Source organism: Amycolatopsis thermalba (genome assembly GCF_023376025.1).
Lineage (GTDB): Bacteria > Actinomycetota > Actinomycetes > Mycobacteriales > Pseudonocardiaceae > Amycolatopsis_E > Amycolatopsis_E thermalba.
On the sequence record NZ_CP091196.1, the window covers coordinates 6,762,405 to 6,778,479 of the forward strand.

General features: G+C 71.5%; 18 protein-coding genes. 6 read left to right on the plus strand and 12 right to left on the minus strand.

Going from position 1 to position 16,075, the window contains the following annotated elements; genetic code table 11:
• The first annotated feature begins 56 nt into the window (after window positions 1-56).
• Window positions 57-458, plus strand: a complete 402-nt coding sequence (locus tag L1857_RS32715; protein ID WP_094004593.1) for a hypothetical protein — start codon at window positions 57-59, stop codon at window positions 456-458.
• Between the two features lie 50 nt (window positions 459-508).
• Here the strand turns inward: L1857_RS32715 and L1857_RS32720 are convergent, their stop codons facing one another.
• From L1857_RS32720 to L1857_RS32735, 4 genes are all read right to left on the minus strand, one after another.
• Window positions 509-793 carry a GNAT family N-acetyltransferase gene (locus L1857_RS32720; RefSeq protein ID WP_094004592.1) on the minus strand — a complete coding sequence of 95 codons (285 nt, stop codon included), beginning with the start codon at window positions 791-793 and terminating at the stop codon, window positions 509-511.
• 8 nt (window positions 794-801) lie between these two features.
• Window positions 802-4,371, minus strand: a complete 3,570-nt coding sequence (gene mfd, locus L1857_RS32725) for a transcription-repair coupling factor (RefSeq protein ID WP_429728188.1) — start codon at window positions 4,369-4,371, stop codon at window positions 802-804.
• A gap of 55 nt (window positions 4,372-4,426) precedes the next feature.
• Window positions 4,427-5,356, minus strand: coding sequence for an LLM class flavin-dependent oxidoreductase (locus L1857_RS32730; RefSeq protein WP_094004591.1), 930 nt, complete (start codon window positions 5,354-5,356; stop codon window positions 4,427-4,429).
• 313 nt (window positions 5,357-5,669) lie between these two features.
• Window positions 5,670-5,837 (minus strand): hypothetical protein, encoded by a 168-nt coding sequence (locus L1857_RS32735; protein ID WP_167481462.1) that lies wholly within the window; start codon window positions 5,835-5,837, stop codon window positions 5,670-5,672.
• A gap of 69 nt (window positions 5,838-5,906) precedes the next feature.
• Between L1857_RS32735 and L1857_RS32740 the strand changes: the two genes are divergently transcribed.
• Window positions 5,907-6,671, plus strand: a complete 765-nt coding sequence (locus L1857_RS32740) for a helix-turn-helix transcriptional regulator (RefSeq protein ID WP_094004752.1) — start codon at window positions 5,907-5,909, stop codon at window positions 6,669-6,671.
• On the opposite strand, the gene L1857_RS32745 is transcribed toward L1857_RS32740, so the two are convergent.
• Together L1857_RS32745 and L1857_RS32750 are read right to left on the minus strand one after the other, a co-directional pair.
• The gene (locus tag L1857_RS32745) at window positions 6,661-7,131 is read right to left on the minus strand and encodes a DedA family protein (protein ID WP_115944301.1); all 471 of its coding nucleotides are present in this window, start codon (window positions 7,129-7,131) and stop codon (window positions 6,661-6,663) included. The genes L1857_RS32740 and L1857_RS32745 overlap by 11 nt on opposite strands.
• Entirely contained in the window at window positions 7,128-7,685 is a 558-nt protein-coding gene (locus tag L1857_RS32750) for a class I SAM-dependent methyltransferase (protein ID WP_094004590.1), read from the minus strand. The genes L1857_RS32745 and L1857_RS32750 overlap by 4 nt, the downstream gene beginning before the upstream one ends.
• A 119-nt stretch (window positions 7,686-7,804) precedes the next feature.
• Between L1857_RS32750 and L1857_RS32755 the strand changes: the two genes are divergently transcribed.
• Complete coding sequence (locus tag L1857_RS32755) at window positions 7,805-8,998, plus strand: PQQ-dependent sugar dehydrogenase (protein ID WP_116109459.1); 1,194 nt, start codon at window positions 7,805-7,807, stop codon at window positions 8,996-8,998.
• Here the strand turns inward: L1857_RS32755 and L1857_RS32760 are convergent.
• A complete protein-coding gene (locus L1857_RS32760) occupies window positions 8,982-10,361 on the minus strand; it encodes an amino acid permease (protein WP_116109458.1) in 1,380 nt (459 codons plus the stop codon). The two genes, L1857_RS32755 and L1857_RS32760, sit on opposite strands and share 17 nt — an antisense overlap.
• 100 nt (window positions 10,362-10,461) lie before the next feature.
• On the opposite strand from L1857_RS32760, the gene L1857_RS32765 reads away from it, so the two are divergent.
• Window positions 10,462-11,019 carry a PadR family transcriptional regulator gene (locus L1857_RS32765; protein ID WP_094004587.1) on the plus strand — a complete coding sequence of 186 codons (558 nt, stop codon included), beginning with the start codon at window positions 10,462-10,464 and terminating at the stop codon, window positions 11,017-11,019.
• A gap of 11 nt (window positions 11,020-11,030) precedes the next feature.
• Window positions 11,031-11,972, plus strand: a complete 942-nt coding sequence (locus L1857_RS32770; protein WP_094004586.1) for a hypothetical protein — start codon at window positions 11,031-11,033, stop codon at window positions 11,970-11,972.
• Here the strand turns inward: L1857_RS32770 and L1857_RS32775 are convergent.
• The 3 genes from L1857_RS32775 to L1857_RS32785 all read right to left on the minus strand — a co-directional run bounded on the left by L1857_RS32775 (window position 11,962) and on the right by L1857_RS32785 (window position 13,946).
• A complete protein-coding gene (locus L1857_RS32775) occupies window positions 11,962-13,173 on the minus strand; it encodes a cytochrome P450 (protein WP_116109456.1) in 1,212 nt (403 codons plus the stop codon). The genes L1857_RS32770 and L1857_RS32775 overlap by 11 nt on opposite strands.
• A 76-nt stretch (window positions 13,174-13,249) precedes the next feature.
• Window positions 13,250-13,624, minus strand: coding sequence for a DMT family transporter (locus L1857_RS32780; protein ID WP_094004584.1), 375 nt, complete (start codon window positions 13,622-13,624; stop codon window positions 13,250-13,252).
• Between the two features lies 1 nt (window position 13,625).
• Window positions 13,626-13,946, minus strand: a complete 321-nt coding sequence (locus L1857_RS32785) for a DMT family transporter (RefSeq protein WP_094004583.1) — start codon at window positions 13,944-13,946, stop codon at window positions 13,626-13,628.
• Between the two features lie 101 nt (window positions 13,947-14,047).
• On the opposite strand from L1857_RS32785, the gene L1857_RS32790 reads away from it, so the two are divergent.
• Window positions 14,048-14,407, plus strand: coding sequence for a MerR family transcriptional regulator (locus tag L1857_RS32790; protein ID WP_094004582.1), 360 nt, complete (start codon window positions 14,048-14,050; stop codon window positions 14,405-14,407).
• A gap of 39 nt (window positions 14,408-14,446) precedes the next feature.
• Here the strand turns inward: L1857_RS32790 and L1857_RS32795 are convergent, their stop codons facing one another.
• Together L1857_RS32795 and L1857_RS32800 are read right to left on the minus strand one after the other, a co-directional pair.
• Window positions 14,447-15,040, minus strand: coding sequence for a TetR/AcrR family transcriptional regulator (locus L1857_RS32795; protein ID WP_094004581.1), 594 nt, complete (start codon window positions 15,038-15,040; stop codon window positions 14,447-14,449).
• 81 nt (window positions 15,041-15,121) lie between these two features.
• Window positions 15,122-16,048: an acyl-CoA desaturase gene (locus L1857_RS32800; RefSeq protein WP_369806788.1), complete on the minus strand. Its 927-nt coding sequence runs from the start codon at window positions 16,046-16,048 to the stop codon at window positions 15,122-15,124.
• Between the last annotated feature and the right edge of the window lie 27 nt (window positions 16,049-16,075).

Sequence of the window (16,075 nt, forward strand, 5' to 3'; positions counted from 1 at the left end):
TCGCCCCTGGATTTAGTACCTTCCGCTGCGTCGACATCGAACCGGGAGGACGGATCATGAAACTGCGCAAGACCCTGCTCACCGCGGGCACGATCGCCACCGTCACCACAGCCGTACTGGCGGGAACGGGCGTCGCCTCAGCGGACGTGGACTACGACCACGTCTGGCCGGACAACGACGGCACCGCGAAGGTCTACGTCAAGGAAAACGGCGACGTGCTCAGCGTGTGCGACACGAAGGCCGACGGGAAGGCGGCCCGGATGCACGTGTACGTCGGCGACGAGGGGGATCCGCGGTACTCGGCCTACGCCACGAACGGCAAGGGGACCTGCGTGACGCGCCGCGCCAAGGACGGAGGCGCCTACAACCTCCCCGAGGGGAGGCGGATCTGGGTCTACTTCGGCAACGAGGACGGCGCCGGCAACTGGACCAGCAGGTCCTACGTGAACGACCACTGAGCCGACCGAGACGGGCCCCACGACCAGGCGGGTGTCGTGGGACCCGGACGTCACTGCCCGTCCGGCCACCGCACGTGCGCGTCGTGCTCGGGGTGCTTGCGCAGGTGGGCCGCGATGAACGGGCACAGCGGCACGATCGTCTTGCCGCGCCGCACCGCGTCCTCGATCACCGCGGACGCCAGCTTCGAGCCGAGCCCCTGCCCGGAGAACGCGTCGTCGATCTCGGTGTGGGTGAAGATCACGTTGTCCCCGCGCTCGCGGTACTCGGCGAACCCGCCCAGCTCGTCCCCGACGAAGATCTCGTAGCGGCTCTTCTCCTCGTTCCGCGTGACCACGGGTTCTCCTAACCGACGGGTGCGGGTTTCTTGGTCAAGTTGATCAGGAGCTTGGTGCACCAGTCCAGCAGGGCGTCGTCACGCAACGCGGGAGCGCCCATGCGGCCACCCGCCGGGCCCTCGGTCGGCTTGGGCACCGACACCATCCGCATCGCGGCCTTGTAGTTCGCCTTCGGGTACAGGCGCTTGAGCCGGACCATCTGCGAATCCATCAGCTCCAGCGGCGCGAACCGGATGTTGTTGCCCTGGGCGGAAACCTCGGTGACGCCCGCCGCGCGGCAGACGTGCCGGAACCGCGCCACCGCGAGCAGCCGCTGCACCGGGGCGGGCGGCTGGCCGTACCGGTCGATCAGCTCCTCCTCGACCGCGCGCAGCTGGTCGTCGTCCACCGCCGCCGCGATCTTGCGGTAGGCCTCCAGCCGCAGGCGCTCGCCGGGGACGTAGTCGTGCGGGATGTGCGCGTCCACCGGCAGGTCCACGCGGACCTCGCGCAGCTCCTCCTCCTCGGCGGGCGCGTCGCCGGCGCTGCGGCGGAACACGTCGACCGCCTCGCCGACCAGCCGCACGTACAGGTCGAACCCGACGCCCGCGATGTGCCCGGACTGCTCGGCGCCCAGGATGTTCCCGGCGCCCCGGATCTCCAGGTCCTTCATCGCGACCGCCATGCCCGCGCCCAGCTCGGTGTTCTGCGCGATCGTCGCGAGCCGGTCGTGCGCCGTCTCGGTCAGCGGGCTCTCCGGCGGGTACAGGAAGTAGGCGTACCCGCGCTCCCGCCCGCGGCCGACGCGACCGCGGAGCTGGTGCAGCTGCGCCAGCCCGAGCAGGTCGCCGCGCTCCACGATCAACGTGTTCGCGTTCGAGATGTCCAGACCGGTCTCCACGATCGTGGTGCAGACCAGCACGTCGTACTCGCGCTCCCAGAAGCCCTGGATGATCTTCTCGAGCTTGTCCTCGTTCATCTGGCCGTGCGCGGTGACCACACGTGCCTCGGGCACCAGCTCGCGGATCCGGCGCGCCGCCTTCTCGATCGAGGACACCCGGTTGTGCACGTAGAACACCTGGCCGTCACGCAGCAGCTCGCGCCGGATGGCGGCGGCGACCTGCTTGTCGTCGTAGGCGCCGACGTAGGTCAGGATCGGGTGCCGGTCCTCCGGCGGGGTCAGGATCGTGGACATCTCGCGGATGCCGGCCAGCGACATCTCCAGCGTCCGCGGGATCGGCGTCGCCGACATGGTCAGCACGTCGACGTGCGTGCGCAGCGCCTTGATGTGCTCCTTGTGCTCGACGCCGAACCGCTGCTCCTCGTCGACGATGACCAGGCCCAGGTCCTTGTAGCGGATGCCGGTCTGCAGCAGCCGGTGGGTGCCGATCACGATGTCGACCGTGCCGTCGGCCAGCCCGGCCAGCGTCGCCTCCGCCTCGATCTTGTCGGTGAACCGGGACAGGCCCTTGATGTTGACCGGGAACGACGCCATCCGGCCCGCGAACGTGTTGAGGTGCTGCTGGGCCAGCAGCGTCGTCGGCACCAGCACCGCGACCTGCTTGCCGTCCTGGACTGCCTTGAACGCCGCGCGCACGGCGATCTCGGTCTTGCCGTAGCCGACGTCACCGCAGATGACGCGGTCCATCGGCACCCCGCGCTCCATGTCCGCCTTGACCTCGTCGAGGGCGGCGAGCTGGTCGTTGGTCTCGGTGAACGGGAACGCGTCCTCCAGCTCGCGCTGCCACGGCGTGTCCGGGCCGAACGGGTGGCCCGGCGAGGCCTGGCGGGCGGCGTAGAGCTGCACCAGCTCGGCGGCGATCTCCTTGACCGCCTTGCGCGCCCTGGCCTTGGTGTTCTTCCAGTCCGAGCCGCCCAGCTTGTTCAGCGTGGGCAGCTCGCCGCCGACGTAGCGGGACACCTCGTCGAGCTGGTCGCTCGGCACGTAGAGCCGGTCGCCCGGGTGGCCGCGCTTGGACGAGGCGTACTCCAGCACCAGGTACTCGCGGGTGGCGCCGCCCACCGTGCGCTGCACCATCTCCACGAACCGGCCGATGCCGTGCTGGTCGTGCACGACGTAGTCGCCCGGCTTGAGCGCCAGCGGGTCGACGGCGTTGCGGCGGCGCGAGGGCATCTTCGCGCCCAGATCACGGGTCGACGATCCGGCGGTGGCGCCGCGGCCGGTCAGGTCGGCCTCGGTGAGCACGACCAGCCGCAGCTCGGGTGCGACGAACCCCTCGGCGAGGCCACCGCAGGCGACCGTCACGATCCCCGGCGCGGGCGGGCTGAGGAGGCCGTCCGCGGCGTGCGTGGCGGAGATCCCGGCGGTGGACAGCTGCTCGACCGCGCGGGTGGCGGTGCCGTGCCCGGCCACCACCAGCACCGCGGTGCCGCCCGCGGCCAGGTGGGCGCGCAGGTCGGTGACCGCGCGCTCCAGGTCGCCGCGGTAGGCGGGCGAGGCCTCCACACCGATCTGGATGACGTCGGCGTCCTCGCTGGTCAGCTGCGACAGCGTCCACCACGCGCGACCGGTCTCGCCGGCGTGCTTGGCGGCCTCTTCGAGGTTGCGGTAGGCCGACGCGCCCAGGTCGATCGGGGCCTGCCCGCCGCCGGCCGCCGACATCCAGGACGCCTCCAGGAACTCCTGGCCGGTGCGCACGAGGTCGGCGGCGCGGGCGCGGATCTTCTCCGGGTCGGCCAGCACGACGTGGGTGCCCTCGGGCATGGCGTCGGTGAGCAGCTCCAGCTCGCCCTCGCACAGCACCGGGATGAGGGCCTCCATGCCCTCGACCGGGATGCCGCCGGCCAGCTTGGTGAGCATCTCGGCCAGCTGCGCGTCGGCCGCGTACCGCTCGGCCAGCTCGCCGGCGCGCGCCTTCACCTCCGGCGTGAGCAGCAGCTCGCGGCAGGGCGGGGCGTACACGTAGGACAGTTCGCCGGGCAATGACCGCTGGTCCGACACCGCGAACGCGCGGACCTCGCTGACCTCGTCGCCCCAGAACTCGACGCGGTACGGGTGGTCGGCGGTCGGCGGGAAGACGTCCAGGATGCCGCCGCGCACGGCGAACTCGCCGCGCTTCTCGACCATGTCCACGCGCGTGTAGGCCAGTTCGACGAGCCGGTCCAGCAGGCCCTCGAACTCCTCCTCCTCGCCGGCCCGCAGCTCGACCGGCGCGAGGCTGCCCAGGCCCGGCGCCATCGGCTGGATCAGGCTGCGCACCGTGGCCACCACCACGCGCGGAGCGCGGCCGGTGTGCAGGCGGTGCAGCACGTCCAGGCGGCGGCCGACGGTGTCCGCGCGGGGCGACAGGCGCTCGTGCGGCAGCGTCTCCCAGGACGGGAAGTCGGCCACCGCCTCCGGGCCGATCAGGCTCGCCAGCGCGGCCGTCAGCTCCTCGGCCTCGCGGCCGGTGGCTGTGACGGCCAGCACCGGCCGGCCCGCCCCGGCGTCGGCGGCCAGTGCCGCGACCACCAGCTGGCGGGTGGCCGTGGCGCCGGACAGTTCCAGCAGGGGCGCGCCGGCCCGCTCGACCACCGCGCGCAGGGCGGGGTCGGGCAGGACGGCGGAGAGCAGGCCGGACAACTGCGGATCGGACACGGAAACGATCTCCCTGGAGCACGCGGGCACACCCCTGCCCGGGTTCACGGAGGGATCAGGGGCTCTCGGGTTCCAGGGTACGTCGCAGGGGCGACAAAATTTCGGCGAGTCCCGCGAGCTGGTGGTCGATCACCCGCGGATCGAGGGCCGCGACGCGCAGCAGGATGTGCCGCGCACCGGCGTCGACGAAGCGCCTGAGCTGGGCGATCAGCTCGTCCGGGCCGCCGGAGATCATCACCTGGATCTGGCCCACCCAGTCGAGTGGCGCCTGGTAGGTCGCCTGGCAGTACTCCTCCAGCGCGGCCGTGCCCGCGCCGAGGTGGACGGTCGCGAACAGCGCGGGCGTGACGTCGCGGCCGTGCTCGCGGATGGTGGCCAGGCCGCTGGCGTAGTCGGCCGGGTCGGGCGGGTAGGGCAGCCAGCCGTCGTAGAGCTGCCCGGCGCGGCGCAGCGCGGCCGGCGTGAAGCCGCCGAGCCACACCGGCGGGCCGCCGGGCTGGGCGGGGCGCGGCACCTCGGGCAGCCAGTCGTAGTGCAGGACCTTGCCGTGGAAGGACTTCGGGCTGCCGGTCCACAGCTGCCGCCACAGCGCGACGGTGTCGTCGAGGTGCGAGAAGCGGGTCTTGAAGTTCACGCCGGCCAGGTCGAACTCGTGCTCGCTGCGGCCGGGGAAGCCGGCGCCGACGCCGAGGATCAGGCGTCCGCCGGAGACGAGGTCGAGCGAGGAGAGCGTGAGCGCGGCCTGCACCGGGTGGCGGTACGCGGGCATCAGGACCGCGGTGCCGAGCCGGACGGTTTCGGTGGCCTGCGCGACGGCGGTGAGCAGGGTGAGCGGTTCGACCCGGGCGCGCGACAGCGAGTCGCCCACCCAGACCGAGTCGAAGCCGAGGCGCTCGGCGCGCACGGCGATGTCCACGATGTCGCCGACGGAACCGCCGGCTTCGAGCTGGGCCTGCCCGGCGGGCAGGAGGAGTCCGATCTGCATGCCGCCGAGACTCGCCGCCACGGCGGTATGGCGGCAATTCCCGCCGGGGAATGCCGCCCGACCGCAGAACTCACGCGCAGGAGCGTAGAACTCGCGCGCCGGAGCGTGGGACTCTCGCGCAGGAGCGTGGGACTCGCGCGCAGGAGCGTGGGACTCGCGCGCAGGAGCGTGGGACTCGCGCGGGGCGCGAGTTGAACGTTCGGGCGCGCGAGTCCCACGTTCGGGACGGTGAGTTCTGCGTTCGGGACGGTGAGTTCTGCGTTCGGGACGGTGAGTTCTGCGTTCGGGACGGTGAGTTCTGCGTTCGCGCCGGTCAGGCGGGGCCGCCCGGCCCGAGGTCGAACGGCTGGCGCACCGGCAGGTCGGGCTGCTCGGTCTCCACGACCTCCACCAGGTCGTCCGGCCGGACGCGCGGCGGCAGCTCGCCGAACCGCGCGAAGCGGAGGAAGTCCAGCTCTTCGTCAGTGAACCGTTCGGACACCGGCACCTCCAGTCGGTCATTCCCCGCGGGGAATGGCGGGCAGCGCGCTCCCGGGAGTAAGCATGCGGGGTGACGACGGCATTCGGAAGTGCCCTCAAGGACTGGCGCACCCGGCGGCGCCTGTCCCAGCTCGAACTCGCCCTGCGCGCGGGCACCACGCAGCGGCACGTCAGCTTCATGGAGAGCGGCCGGTCGGTGCCCGGGCGCGGCATGGTCGTGCGCGTGGCCGAGTCGCTGCAACTGCCGCTGCGCGAACGCAACGCGCTCCTGCTCAGCGCCGGCTACGCCCCCAGCTACCCGGAAACCGACCTGTCCGATCCGGCGCTGCGGCCGGTGCTCGACGCGCTGGAACGGCTCCTCGACGGCCACGAGCCGTACCCGGCGATCGTGGTGGACCGGTTCGGCGACCTGGTCGCGACCAACAAGGCCGCCGGCATCCTCACCGAGGGCGCCGCGCCCGAGCTGCTCGAACCGCCGGTCAACGTGCTGCGCCTGGCCCTGCACCCGCGTGGCATGGCACCCCGCATCGCAAACTTCGACGACTGGGCCCGGCACGTCCTGGAGCGGCCCCGGCAGGAGCAGGCGAAGGCGCCGCACCCCCGGCACGCGGAGCTGCTCACCGAGCTGGAGGGCTACCTGCCCGGCCCACCGAACCTGGACGCCGACCACCTCGGGTTCGCCGTGCCGCTGGTCCTGCGCACCTCGCGCGGCGAGATGCGGCTGCTCACCGCGATCACCACGTTCGCCACGGCCGTCGACGTGACGGTGTCGGAACTGCGGCTGGAGACGTTCCTGCCCGCCGACGACGAGACCGCCCACATCCTCACGCGATGAGCGACCCGCCGGCCTTGCCCACCAGCAGCGCGGCCACCACCCACAGCACCGCCGCGGCCACGCTCACCGCCAGGAACCGCGGGTACGGGACCGCCGCCGCGCCGGCCACCCGCGGCATCAGCGTCCGCGCCCCGGCGAGGAACCGCGCGGCGAACACCGCCACCACCCCGTAGCGCGCCATGCGTGACTCGACCCGGCGCCAGCGCGGCGAGCGGATCCGCCGCCCCAGCCGGCGTCCCTCCAGGTAGGCCAGCTGGTCCCCGCACACGGCCGCCGCGGCGACGACCGTCATCGCGAGCCACAGGTTCACCGTCCCCTGCCCGGCGAGGAACCCGACGAGCAGCAGGGTGGACAACGTCGGCAGCACGATCCCCGGCAGCAGCGCGGTCTCCGCGGCGATCACCGCCGCCGCGACGAGGTAGACCAGCACGGGCGGGAGGGTGGCGATGGCGTCGATCACGGCGTCACGGCCGCTCGGTGCACGAACGCGGGCGGCAGGTTGCCCCACACCACCCGGCTGCGGCCGACGAACCCGAACCGCCGGGCCAGCGCGGCCTCGAACCGCCGGGCGGCGGGCAGCCACGCGGCGTGCAGGTAGGCGAAGGTCGCGAACCGGCCGCCCGGCGCGAGCACCTCGCCGACCTGGTCGAGGACGCGGTCCTGGCGGTCGCCGGGGAACAGCGACCACGGCAGCCCGGACACCACGACGTCCGCGGCGCGCACGTGACCGGCCAGGTGTTCGGCGGAGCCGGTGATCACCTCGACGCCGGGGTGGCGCCGGGCGAGGTCACCGGCCAGCCGCGGGTTGACCTCGACGGCCGTCAGCCGGGCGCCAGGTCTCAGCCGCGCGAGCAGGGCTTCGGTGAACACCCCGGTGCCGGGCCCCAGCTCGACGACGTGGGCGGCCCGCTCGACCCCGATGCCGGCGACCACGGCCGCCGCCAGGCGCCGCGAGCTGGCCGCGATCGCGCCGGTGTGCGCTGGAGCGCGGAGGAATTCCCTGGTGATGGACATGTCATTGACGCTAGGAACGCCGGCGTCCGATCACCTCGGCATCGCGGCCGCATCGTCTCCTCCTCGAGGAGGAGACGATCGAGACCGGGACTTCACCGGACAACGGGCACAATGACCGCATGCGCCGCATCGGGGCCGTACTGCTCGCCGGACTGGCCGTCACGGCTTGCTCGTCTTCGCCCGCCCAGGACCTGCCGTCGACCCCCGCCACGGTCGCCGCGCCCACCACGGTCAACGGGCGGAGCCTCGCGCTGGAGGTGGACGTCGTGACCGGCGGCCTGCAGCACGGCTGGGACGTCGGCTTCCTGCCCGACGGCTCGATGCTCGTCACCCAGCGGCCGGGCCGGCTCGCGCTGATCGAGGGCACCGCGGTCACCCAGGTCGCCGCCGACTTCTCCGACGTGTGGGCCCGCGGCGAGGGCGGCCTGATGGGCATGGTCGTGCACCCGGACTTCGCCACCAGCCGCGAGTTCACCACCTGCCAGACGCACCAGGAGAACGGCCGCGCCGTCGACATCCGGCTGGTCACCTGGTCGCTGTCGGCCGACAAGCGCAGCGCGACGAAGGTGCGCGACCTGCTGACCGGGCTGCCGGTCAACCAGAGCGGCCGGCATTCCGGGTGCCGCCCGGAGATCGCCGCCGACGGGGCGCTGCTCGTCGGCACCGGCGACACCGCCCGGCCGGACGTGTCGCAGGACCGGCACAGCCTCGGCGGCAAGATGCTGCGCATCGACCTGCACACCGGCGCGCCGTTGCCGGACAACCCGTTCATCTCCTCGGCCGACCCCGACGAGCAGCGGATCTACAGCTTCGGGCACCGCAACATCCAGGGCGTGGCCGTGCGGCCGGGCACCGGTCAGATCTTCGCCGGCGAGCACGGGCCGACGTTCGACGACGAGATCAACCTGATCCGGGCCGGCGGCAACTACGGCTGGGACCCGTCGCAGGGCGGCACCGTCGACTCCTACGACGAGGACGTGCCGATGACCGACCTGCAGCGGTTCCCGGACGCCGTCCGGCCACTGTGGACCTCCGGGGAGATCACCGAGGCGATCTGCGGCGCGGCCTTCGTGTCCGGGCCGCAGTGGGGCGCGCTGGACGGCAGGCTGGCCGTCGTGGCGCTCAAGGGCCAGAAGATGCTGATGTTCACCCTGGACGCCGCGGGCGCGGTCACCGAGGTCTACCTGCCGGCCGAGTTCGACGACACCTACGGCCGCCTGCGCGCGGTGCGCAGCGGCCCGGACGGCGCGTTGTACGTGACCACGTCGGACGGCAGCGACGACAAGGTCCTGCGCATCACACCGGCTGCTTAGCGCGCGCGGACCGGTTGCTCAGCAGGTAGCCCACGGCGATGACGGCCGCCACGACCGGCGTGACGTACAGCGCGATCCGGGTGTCCTCGCTGAACCCGAGCAGCACCACGACCAGCGTGAGGAACGCCAGCGCGAGGTAGCCGGTCCACGGCGCCCCGGGCATGCGGAACTCCGACGCGGGCAGCTCGCCGCGGTCGCTGCGGCGGCGGTACCGCAGCTGGCAGACGACGATGATGCCCCAGGTCCACAGCACACCGACGGTGGCGACGCTGGTGATGTAGGCGAACGCCTTCTCCGGCACGAACGCGTTGATCAGGATGCCGGCCGCCATGACGACCGCGGACGCCGTGATGCTCGCCGCGGGCACCTGCCGCTTCGACAGCCGGGTGAACGTGGCCGGTGCGGACCGGTGGACCGCGAGGGTGCGCAGCATCCGGCCGGTCGAGTAGATGCCGGAGTTGCACGACGACAGCGCCGCGGTCAGCACGACGAACTGGATGATCCCGGCGGCGCCGTGGATGCCGACCGCGTCGAAGGCCCGCACGAACGGGCTCTCGCCCTCGTGGAACTCCGTCCACGGCACCAGGGACAGCAGCACGACCAGCGCGCCGACGTAGAACACGCCGATCCGCACCATGACGCTGTTGATCGCCTTGGGCAGCACGACCCGCGGGTTCTCCGCCTCACCCGCGGTCAGCCCGATCAGCTCGACGCCGAGGTAGGCGAACATGACGCTCTGCAGCGCCAGCAGCGCGCTGCCCGCGCCGTGCGGCAGGAACCCGCCGTCGCTCACCAGGTGCGCGAACGAGGCGTGCTCACCGGCCGGGCCGATGCCGAACACGATGACCGCGAGGCCGAGGACGATCGCCCCGACGATGGTCACCACCTTGATCATGGAGAACCAGAACTCGAACTCGCCGAACACCTTGACCGAGATCAGGTTCGCCAGGAACAACAGCCCCAGCACGACCGCCGCGGTGACCCATTGCGGCACCTGCGGGAACCAGTACTGCACGTAGATCCCGGCCGCGGTGATCTCCGCCATCGCGGTGACCACCCACATCAGCCAGTACACCCACCCGGTGGCGAACCCGGCGAAGCGGCCGACGAACTCCTCGGCGTAGTCGACGAAGCTGCGCGACACCGGCCGGTACATCAGCAGCTCGCCGAGCGCGCGCATGATCAGGAAGATGACCGCGCCCGCGACGGCGTAGGAGGCGATCAGCGCGGGCCCGGACGTCTCGATCGCCGCGCCGGCGCCGAGGAACAGCCCCGTACCGATCGCGCCACCGATCGCCATCATGCTGATCTGCCGGTTCTTCAGCCCCCGGGCGTAACCCTCGTCGGTCCCCTGGTCGCTCATGGCCCTCCCGTCTACGGCTGGTCCAGACCCTAACGGGGGGTTCACAGGCGGCAGCTTGGGGCACTTTGTCATGGTCGATTTCTGATGGTAGATTTCGACCATGCCACGTCGTGCACTGGACAACCCCCTGGTCCTCCCGGTCCTGGGACTCCTGCTCGAATCGCCGATGCACCCGTACCAGGTGTTCACGGAGTTGCGTACGCGCAGCGCGAGCGCCATCAACCGGGGCACGCTGTACGACGTCGTGGAGGCGCTGGCCGCGGCGGAGTGGATCGCTCCACAGGGCACCGAGCGCAGCGGCAACCGCCCCGAACGGACCGTCTACGCGCTCACCGGCGCCGGCCGCGACGAGCTGGTGCGCAGGCTGGACAGCCGGATCCGGGAGCCGAAGCGGGAGTTCCCCGAGTTCCTCGGCGCGATCGCCTACGTCGGCGCGCTCGGGCCCGACGGCGCGGTCGCCGCGCTGGCCGAGCGCGCGCGGCGGTTGTCCGAACGGGCCGACGCCGATCAGGAGCGGCTGGCCGCGGTGCTGGACAGCGGCGTGCCGCGCCTGCACGTCATCGAGGCCGAGTACGCGCTCCACCAGACCCGCGCCGAGATCGCGTGGGTCGAGAACCTCGTCGCCGAAATCCGCGGCGGCTCACTGACCTGGCCGTGAAAGGACCGACCATGCTCTTCGGCATCTACCCCGGCGGCGTCACCGGAACCGACTCCGGCCAACTGACCAGTGGACCACCCGACGATCCGGCGCGGATCACCCAGGCGCTCACCGCGTTGCGGGAACGGGGACCGTTCCTCGTGCGCGCCTACCTCGGGTTCGATGACTCCACTCCGGACGGTCCACACGCGACAGTCACTCCGGCCGGAGCCGCGCGGTACACCGGAAACGGCCGCGTGCTGGACCTCGTCGCGCAGTACCAGTCGCCGAGCGGTGATGTGGACGGCTACCGCGCGTTCGTGCGGCGGCTGGTCGAGCAGTACGGCGCGGTCACCGGCACGCTGCAGATCGCCGAGGAGCCGAACGTGCCGGACAACCCGGTGCTCGACGGCTACTACCCGCGCGTGATCGAAGCGATCGTGGCCGGTGTCGCGGCGGCCAAGGAGCGGGCGGCGGAACTCGGGCACGATCTGCGGGTCGGCTTCAACACCACGCCGCTGTTCGGGCCGGGCGCGTCGTTCATCGCGGATCTGGCGCAGGCAGGCGGCGCGGAGTTCGTGCGCCAGGTGGACTACGTCGGCCTGGACTTCTTCCCGGACGTCTTCCGGCCGGTCGGCCCGGCCGAGCTGGGCGCGGCGGTGGCGGGCCTGCTGCGCCACCACCGCGAGAACGTCCTCGCGCCGGCCGGTTTCGGTGACGTCCCGCTGCACATCACCGAGCACGGCTGGCCGACCGGCCCGGACCGACCGGCCGAGCGGCAGGCCGAAGTGGTGGAGACGGTCGTCCGGGCCGCCGCGGACGCGGGCGTGAGCTGCTACACCCACTTCTCCCTGCGCGACGCCGACAGCGCCCAGCCCGGCCTGTTCCACCAGTTCGGCCTGCTGCGGGACGACTACACCCGCAAGCCCGCCTTCGACACCTACCGGAAGCTGATCGCCGAGTTCACCAGGTGACCGGCAGTTCGTGCACCCCGTAGATGTTCATGTCGGTGCGCAGCTTCACCTCGTTCGCGGGGATGGCGAGCCGGAGGTCCGGGAAGCGGCGCAGCAGCCCGCCGAACCCGGCACGCATCTCCAGGCGGGCCAGCTGCTGGCCGAGGCACTGGTGGACGCCGTGCCCGAAGGACATGTGACCGCGGGCGTTGCGGTGCACGTCCAGGGCGTCGGGTTCGTCGAAGCGCCGGGGGTCGCGGTTGGCGGACAACAGCGAGACCACCACCGTCGACCCCTGCGGGATCGTTTCGCCGCCGAGTTCGAGGTCCTCGGTGGCGTAGCGGTAGAAGACGTCGGCGACGGACAGGTAGCGCAGGAGTTCCTCGACCGCCCCGGGCACCAGTTCCGGGTTCGCCCGGAGTTCGGCCATCTGCTCGGGGTGCTCCAGGAGCGCGAAGGTGCCCAGCCCCAGCATGTTGGCGGTGGTCTCGTGCCCGGCGAGCAGCAGCAGGAAGGCGATGCCGGTCAGCTCCTCGATGCTGAGGTCGTCCTGGCGGGCCAGGTCGGACAGGATGTCCTCGCCGGGCTCGGCGCGCTTGAGGGTGACCAGCTCGCCCAGGTACCCGGTCAGCGCGCCGACCACGGCGATCTTCTCCTCCAGCCCGATGTCCTTGACCATGAACCGCGCGGCGTTGTGCTGGAAGGTCTCCCGATCCTCGTAGGGCACGCCGAGCAGCTCGCAGATCACCAGCGACGGCACCGGCAGCGCGAACTCCTTGACCAGGTCGACCGGCGGGGTGAGGCGCGCCATCTCGTCCAGGTGCCGCTCGGCGATCTCCTTGATGTGCTCTTCCAGCTGCTTCATCCGCTTGACCGTGAAGGCGCCGGTGAGCCTGCGCCGCAGCCGGGTGTGGTCCGGCGGGTCCATCGAGATGAACATGCCGGGCATCTGCGGGGACGGCTCGGTCTGCGGCGGCATGCCCGGGGTCGGGTACGGCACGTGGATGATGCCGAGGTCCAGGCGGGAGCTGAACCGGGTGTCGGCCAGGACCTGGCGGACCTCGTCGTAGCCGGTGACGAGCCAGCCCTCGTGGCCGTCCGGGAAGACCAGCGGGCAGACCGGGCGGGACTCGCGCAGGCGGGTGAACTCGCCGGGCGGGTCGAAGGGGCCGGCGTCGCGATCCGTGGGCAGGCCGTTCGGGATGGGAACCGTCTGAGTCACCGGATGTCCTTTCGTGGCGGTTGCTGCGTCCCACGATCACCGGCCGTGCTGACACGAGGCTGACACGGCTCTGACATCACGATCGGGGCCGGTCGGCGAGCTTGAGCCACACGACACCGGCGATGATCACGGTGAGCCAGCACGCCTTGGCCAGGGTGAGGGTCTCGTCGAAGAAGACCGGGCCGAGCAGCGCGGCCCCGGCGGCGCCGATACCCGCCCAGACCGCGTAGCCGATGCCCACGTCGATGGTGCGCAGGGCGAGGCTCAGGGCGAACAGCGTCAGCAGGAAGAAGACGACCGCGACGAGCGACCAGGAGAGCACGGTGAAGCCCTGGCTGCCGCCCACGGACAGCGCGTAGCCGATTTCGAAGACGCCGGCGAGCAGGAGGACGAGCCAGGCCCGGGCGCGGCGGGTGGTGGTGTTCGTGCGCGTGGCGGTGCCGGTCGACATGTCAGGCCACCCCGCTCAGCTGGAGGCCGACGACGCCGGCGATGACGGCGGCGATCCCGGCGATCTTGCGCCAGTCGAGACGCTGGCCGAAGAGGAGCACGCCGAGGACGACGATCCCGACGCCGGCGACGGAGGTCCAGATCGCGTAGCCGACGCCGACGTCGAAGGTCAGCAGCGCCAGGCTGAGCAGGTAGGTGGCGATGCCACCGCTGACCAGCGTGGCGACGGTCCAGCCGGGCCGGGTGAAGCCCTGGGCCTTGCCCGCGGAGATGGCGACGGTGATCTCGAAGATGACCGCGACACCGAGGTAGAGCCAATGCACGACGGATGTCCTTTCACGGGGGTGGGTTGCGTGTGCGGCCCCTATCGTGAAACTTGACACCGGTGTCAATTGCAAGAGTCGGACGGTCTGGAGGAGGCCTGATGCGCATCGGTGAGCTGGCCGACGCCACCGGGGTCAGCACCCGGTCCCTGCGGTACTACGAGGAGCAGGCCCTCATCCGCTCCGAGCGCACCCCCGGCGGGTGGCGCGACTTCGACAGCTCGATGGTCGAGCGGGTCGTCCTGATCCAGCACCTGTTCGCGGCCGGCCTGTGCAGCGCCACGATCAACGAACTGCTGCCCTGCCTGGAAGCCCCGCCCGAGGAACGCACGGGGGCGATGGAGGAGTTGCTCGCCCAGCAGGCCGAGCGCCTGGAGGCCAAGCGCCGGGACATCGAGCGCGAGCTGGACATCCTGCGGGCGCTGCGCAACGAGACGGCGCTGCCCGGCCACGCGGCTTGATCAGCGCCGCTGTGCCTTCGACTCGGCGCGGCAAGGCGCTCAGTTCAGGCGCAGTTTGGGCTTGTGCTCCAGGTGGGACAGCCCGTTCCAGGCGAGGTTGACCAGGTGCGCGGCGACCTCGTCGCGCTTGGGGCGGCGCGCGTCGAGCCACCACTGGCCGGTCAGGGCGACCATGCCGACGAGCGCCTGCGCGTAGAGCGGCGCCAGCTTGTCGTCGTAGCCGCGGGCGTCGAACTGCTGCGCGAGGATGTGCTCGACCTGCATCGCGATGTCGTTGAGCAGCGTCGAGAACGTGCCGGAGACGCTGGCCACCGGCGAGTCGCGGACCAGGATGCGGAAGCCGTCGTGCGACTCCTCGACGTAGGACAGCAGCGCGCCGGCCGCCTGCTCGAGCATCGCCCGCGGGTGCCCACCGTACAAAGTGGACACCATGCGGTCGAGCAGGGACTGCATCTCGCGGTCGACGACGACCGCGTAGATGCCTTCCTTGCCACCGAAGTGCTCGTACACCACGGGCTTGGAGACGTTGGCCCGGTGGGCGATCTCCTCGATGGAGGTACCGTCGAAGCCCTTCTCGGCGAAGAGCTTGCGGGCGACGTCGAGCAGTTGCTGCCGGCGTTCCGCGCCCGTCATCCGGACGCGTGACACCGGCCCCGGAGGCCGCACCCCGGTGGCCTCACGCTTCGCTCGACGTCGTCCCGCCACTCGGAGAGACTATTCGGTTGCCAGGCGGGCGAGCCGCTGCGGGGTGGGCCAGCGCACGTTGTGCACCCACCCGAGCTTCTCGAACGCCCAGATCACGCGGGCGGAAATGTCGATCTGCCCGCGCTTGACACCGTGCCGCGCCGAGGTCGGGTCGGCGTGGTGCAGGTTGTGCCACGACTCGCCGAAGGACAGGATCGCCAGCGGCCAGAAGTTGGCGGACTTGTCCCGCGCCGCGAACGGCCGCTCGCCGATCATGTGGCAGACCGAGTTGACCGACCAGGTGACGTGGTGCAGCACGCACACCCGCACCAGACCGGCCCAGAAGAACGCGGTGACCGCGCCCCAGAACGACCAGGTGATCAGGCCGCCGAGCAGGGCGGGCAGGGTCAGCGTGAGCAGGGTCCACAGCGGGAACAGCTCGTCGACCTTCTTGATGGCCGGGTCCTTGAGCAGGTCCGGCGCGAAGCGCTCGGCGTTGCTCGTGTCCCGCTCGAACAGCCAGCCCATGTGGGCGTGCCAGAAGCCCTTGGCGATCGCCAGCGGCGAGGTGCCGAAGGCCCACGGCGAGTGCGGGTCGCCGTCGCGGTCGGAGAACGCGTGGTGGCGCCGGTGGTCGGCGACCCAGGTGATCACCGGGCCCTGCACCGCGAAGCTGCCCGCGATGGCCAGCGCCACGCGCAGCCACGGCTTGGCCTTGAACGAGCCGTGCGTGAAGTAGCGGTGGTACGAGACGGTGATCCCGAGACCGCTGATGACGTAGAAGGCTATGAACAGCCCGACGTCCACCCAGCTCAGTCCCCACCCCCAAGCGAATGGCACGGCGGCGATGAGCGCGGCCAGCGGGAGTATCACGCCGAGGTAGACCGAGAACTGAACACCGGCGCCTCGCTGACCGGCGATGACCGGCTTCGGGCCCTTGGTCTGAGGTGGTTCCATGACCGGAGTGGATGTCATGCGCAACAC

What these genes read in the sequence shown, in the direction of transcription:
- L1857_RS32780 (WP_094004584.1), bottom strand. Translation starts at nt 13,624, where the DNA reads ATGTCGACCGGCACCGCCACGCGCACGAACACCACCACCCGCCGCGCC.
- L1857_RS32770 (WP_094004586.1), top strand. Translation starts at nt 11,031, where the DNA reads ATGCTCTTCGGCATCTACCCCGGCGGCGTCACCGGAACCGACTCCGGC.
- L1857_RS32795 (WP_094004581.1), bottom strand. Translation starts at nt 15,040, where the DNA reads ATGACGGGCGCGGAACGCCGGCAGCAACTGCTCGACGTCGCCCGCAAG.
- L1857_RS32765 (WP_094004587.1), top strand. Translation starts at nt 10,462, where the DNA reads ATGCCACGTCGTGCACTGGACAACCCCCTGGTCCTCCCGGTCCTGGGA.
- L1857_RS32800 (WP_369806788.1), bottom strand. Translation starts at nt 16,048, where the DNA reads ATGGAACCACCTCAGACCAAGGGCCCGAAGCCGGTCATCGCCGGTCAG.
- L1857_RS32715 (WP_094004593.1), top strand. Translation starts at nt 57, where the DNA reads ATGAAACTGCGCAAGACCCTGCTCACCGCGGGCACGATCGCCACCGTC.
- L1857_RS32790 (WP_094004582.1), top strand. Translation starts at nt 14,048, where the DNA reads ATGCGCATCGGTGAGCTGGCCGACGCCACCGGGGTCAGCACCCGGTCC.
- L1857_RS32730 (WP_094004591.1), bottom strand. Translation starts at nt 5,356, where the DNA reads ATGCAGATCGGACTCCTCCTGCCCGCCGGGCAGGCCCAGCTCGAAGCC.
- L1857_RS32750 (WP_094004590.1), bottom strand. Translation starts at nt 7,685, where the DNA reads ATGTCCATCACCAGGGAATTCCTCCGCGCTCCAGCGCACACCGGCGCG.
- L1857_RS32755 (WP_116109459.1), top strand. Translation starts at nt 7,805, where the DNA reads ATGCGCCGCATCGGGGCCGTACTGCTCGCCGGACTGGCCGTCACGGCT.
- L1857_RS32760 (WP_116109458.1), bottom strand. Translation starts at nt 10,361, where the DNA reads ATGAGCGACCAGGGGACCGACGAGGGTTACGCCCGGGGGCTGAAGAAC.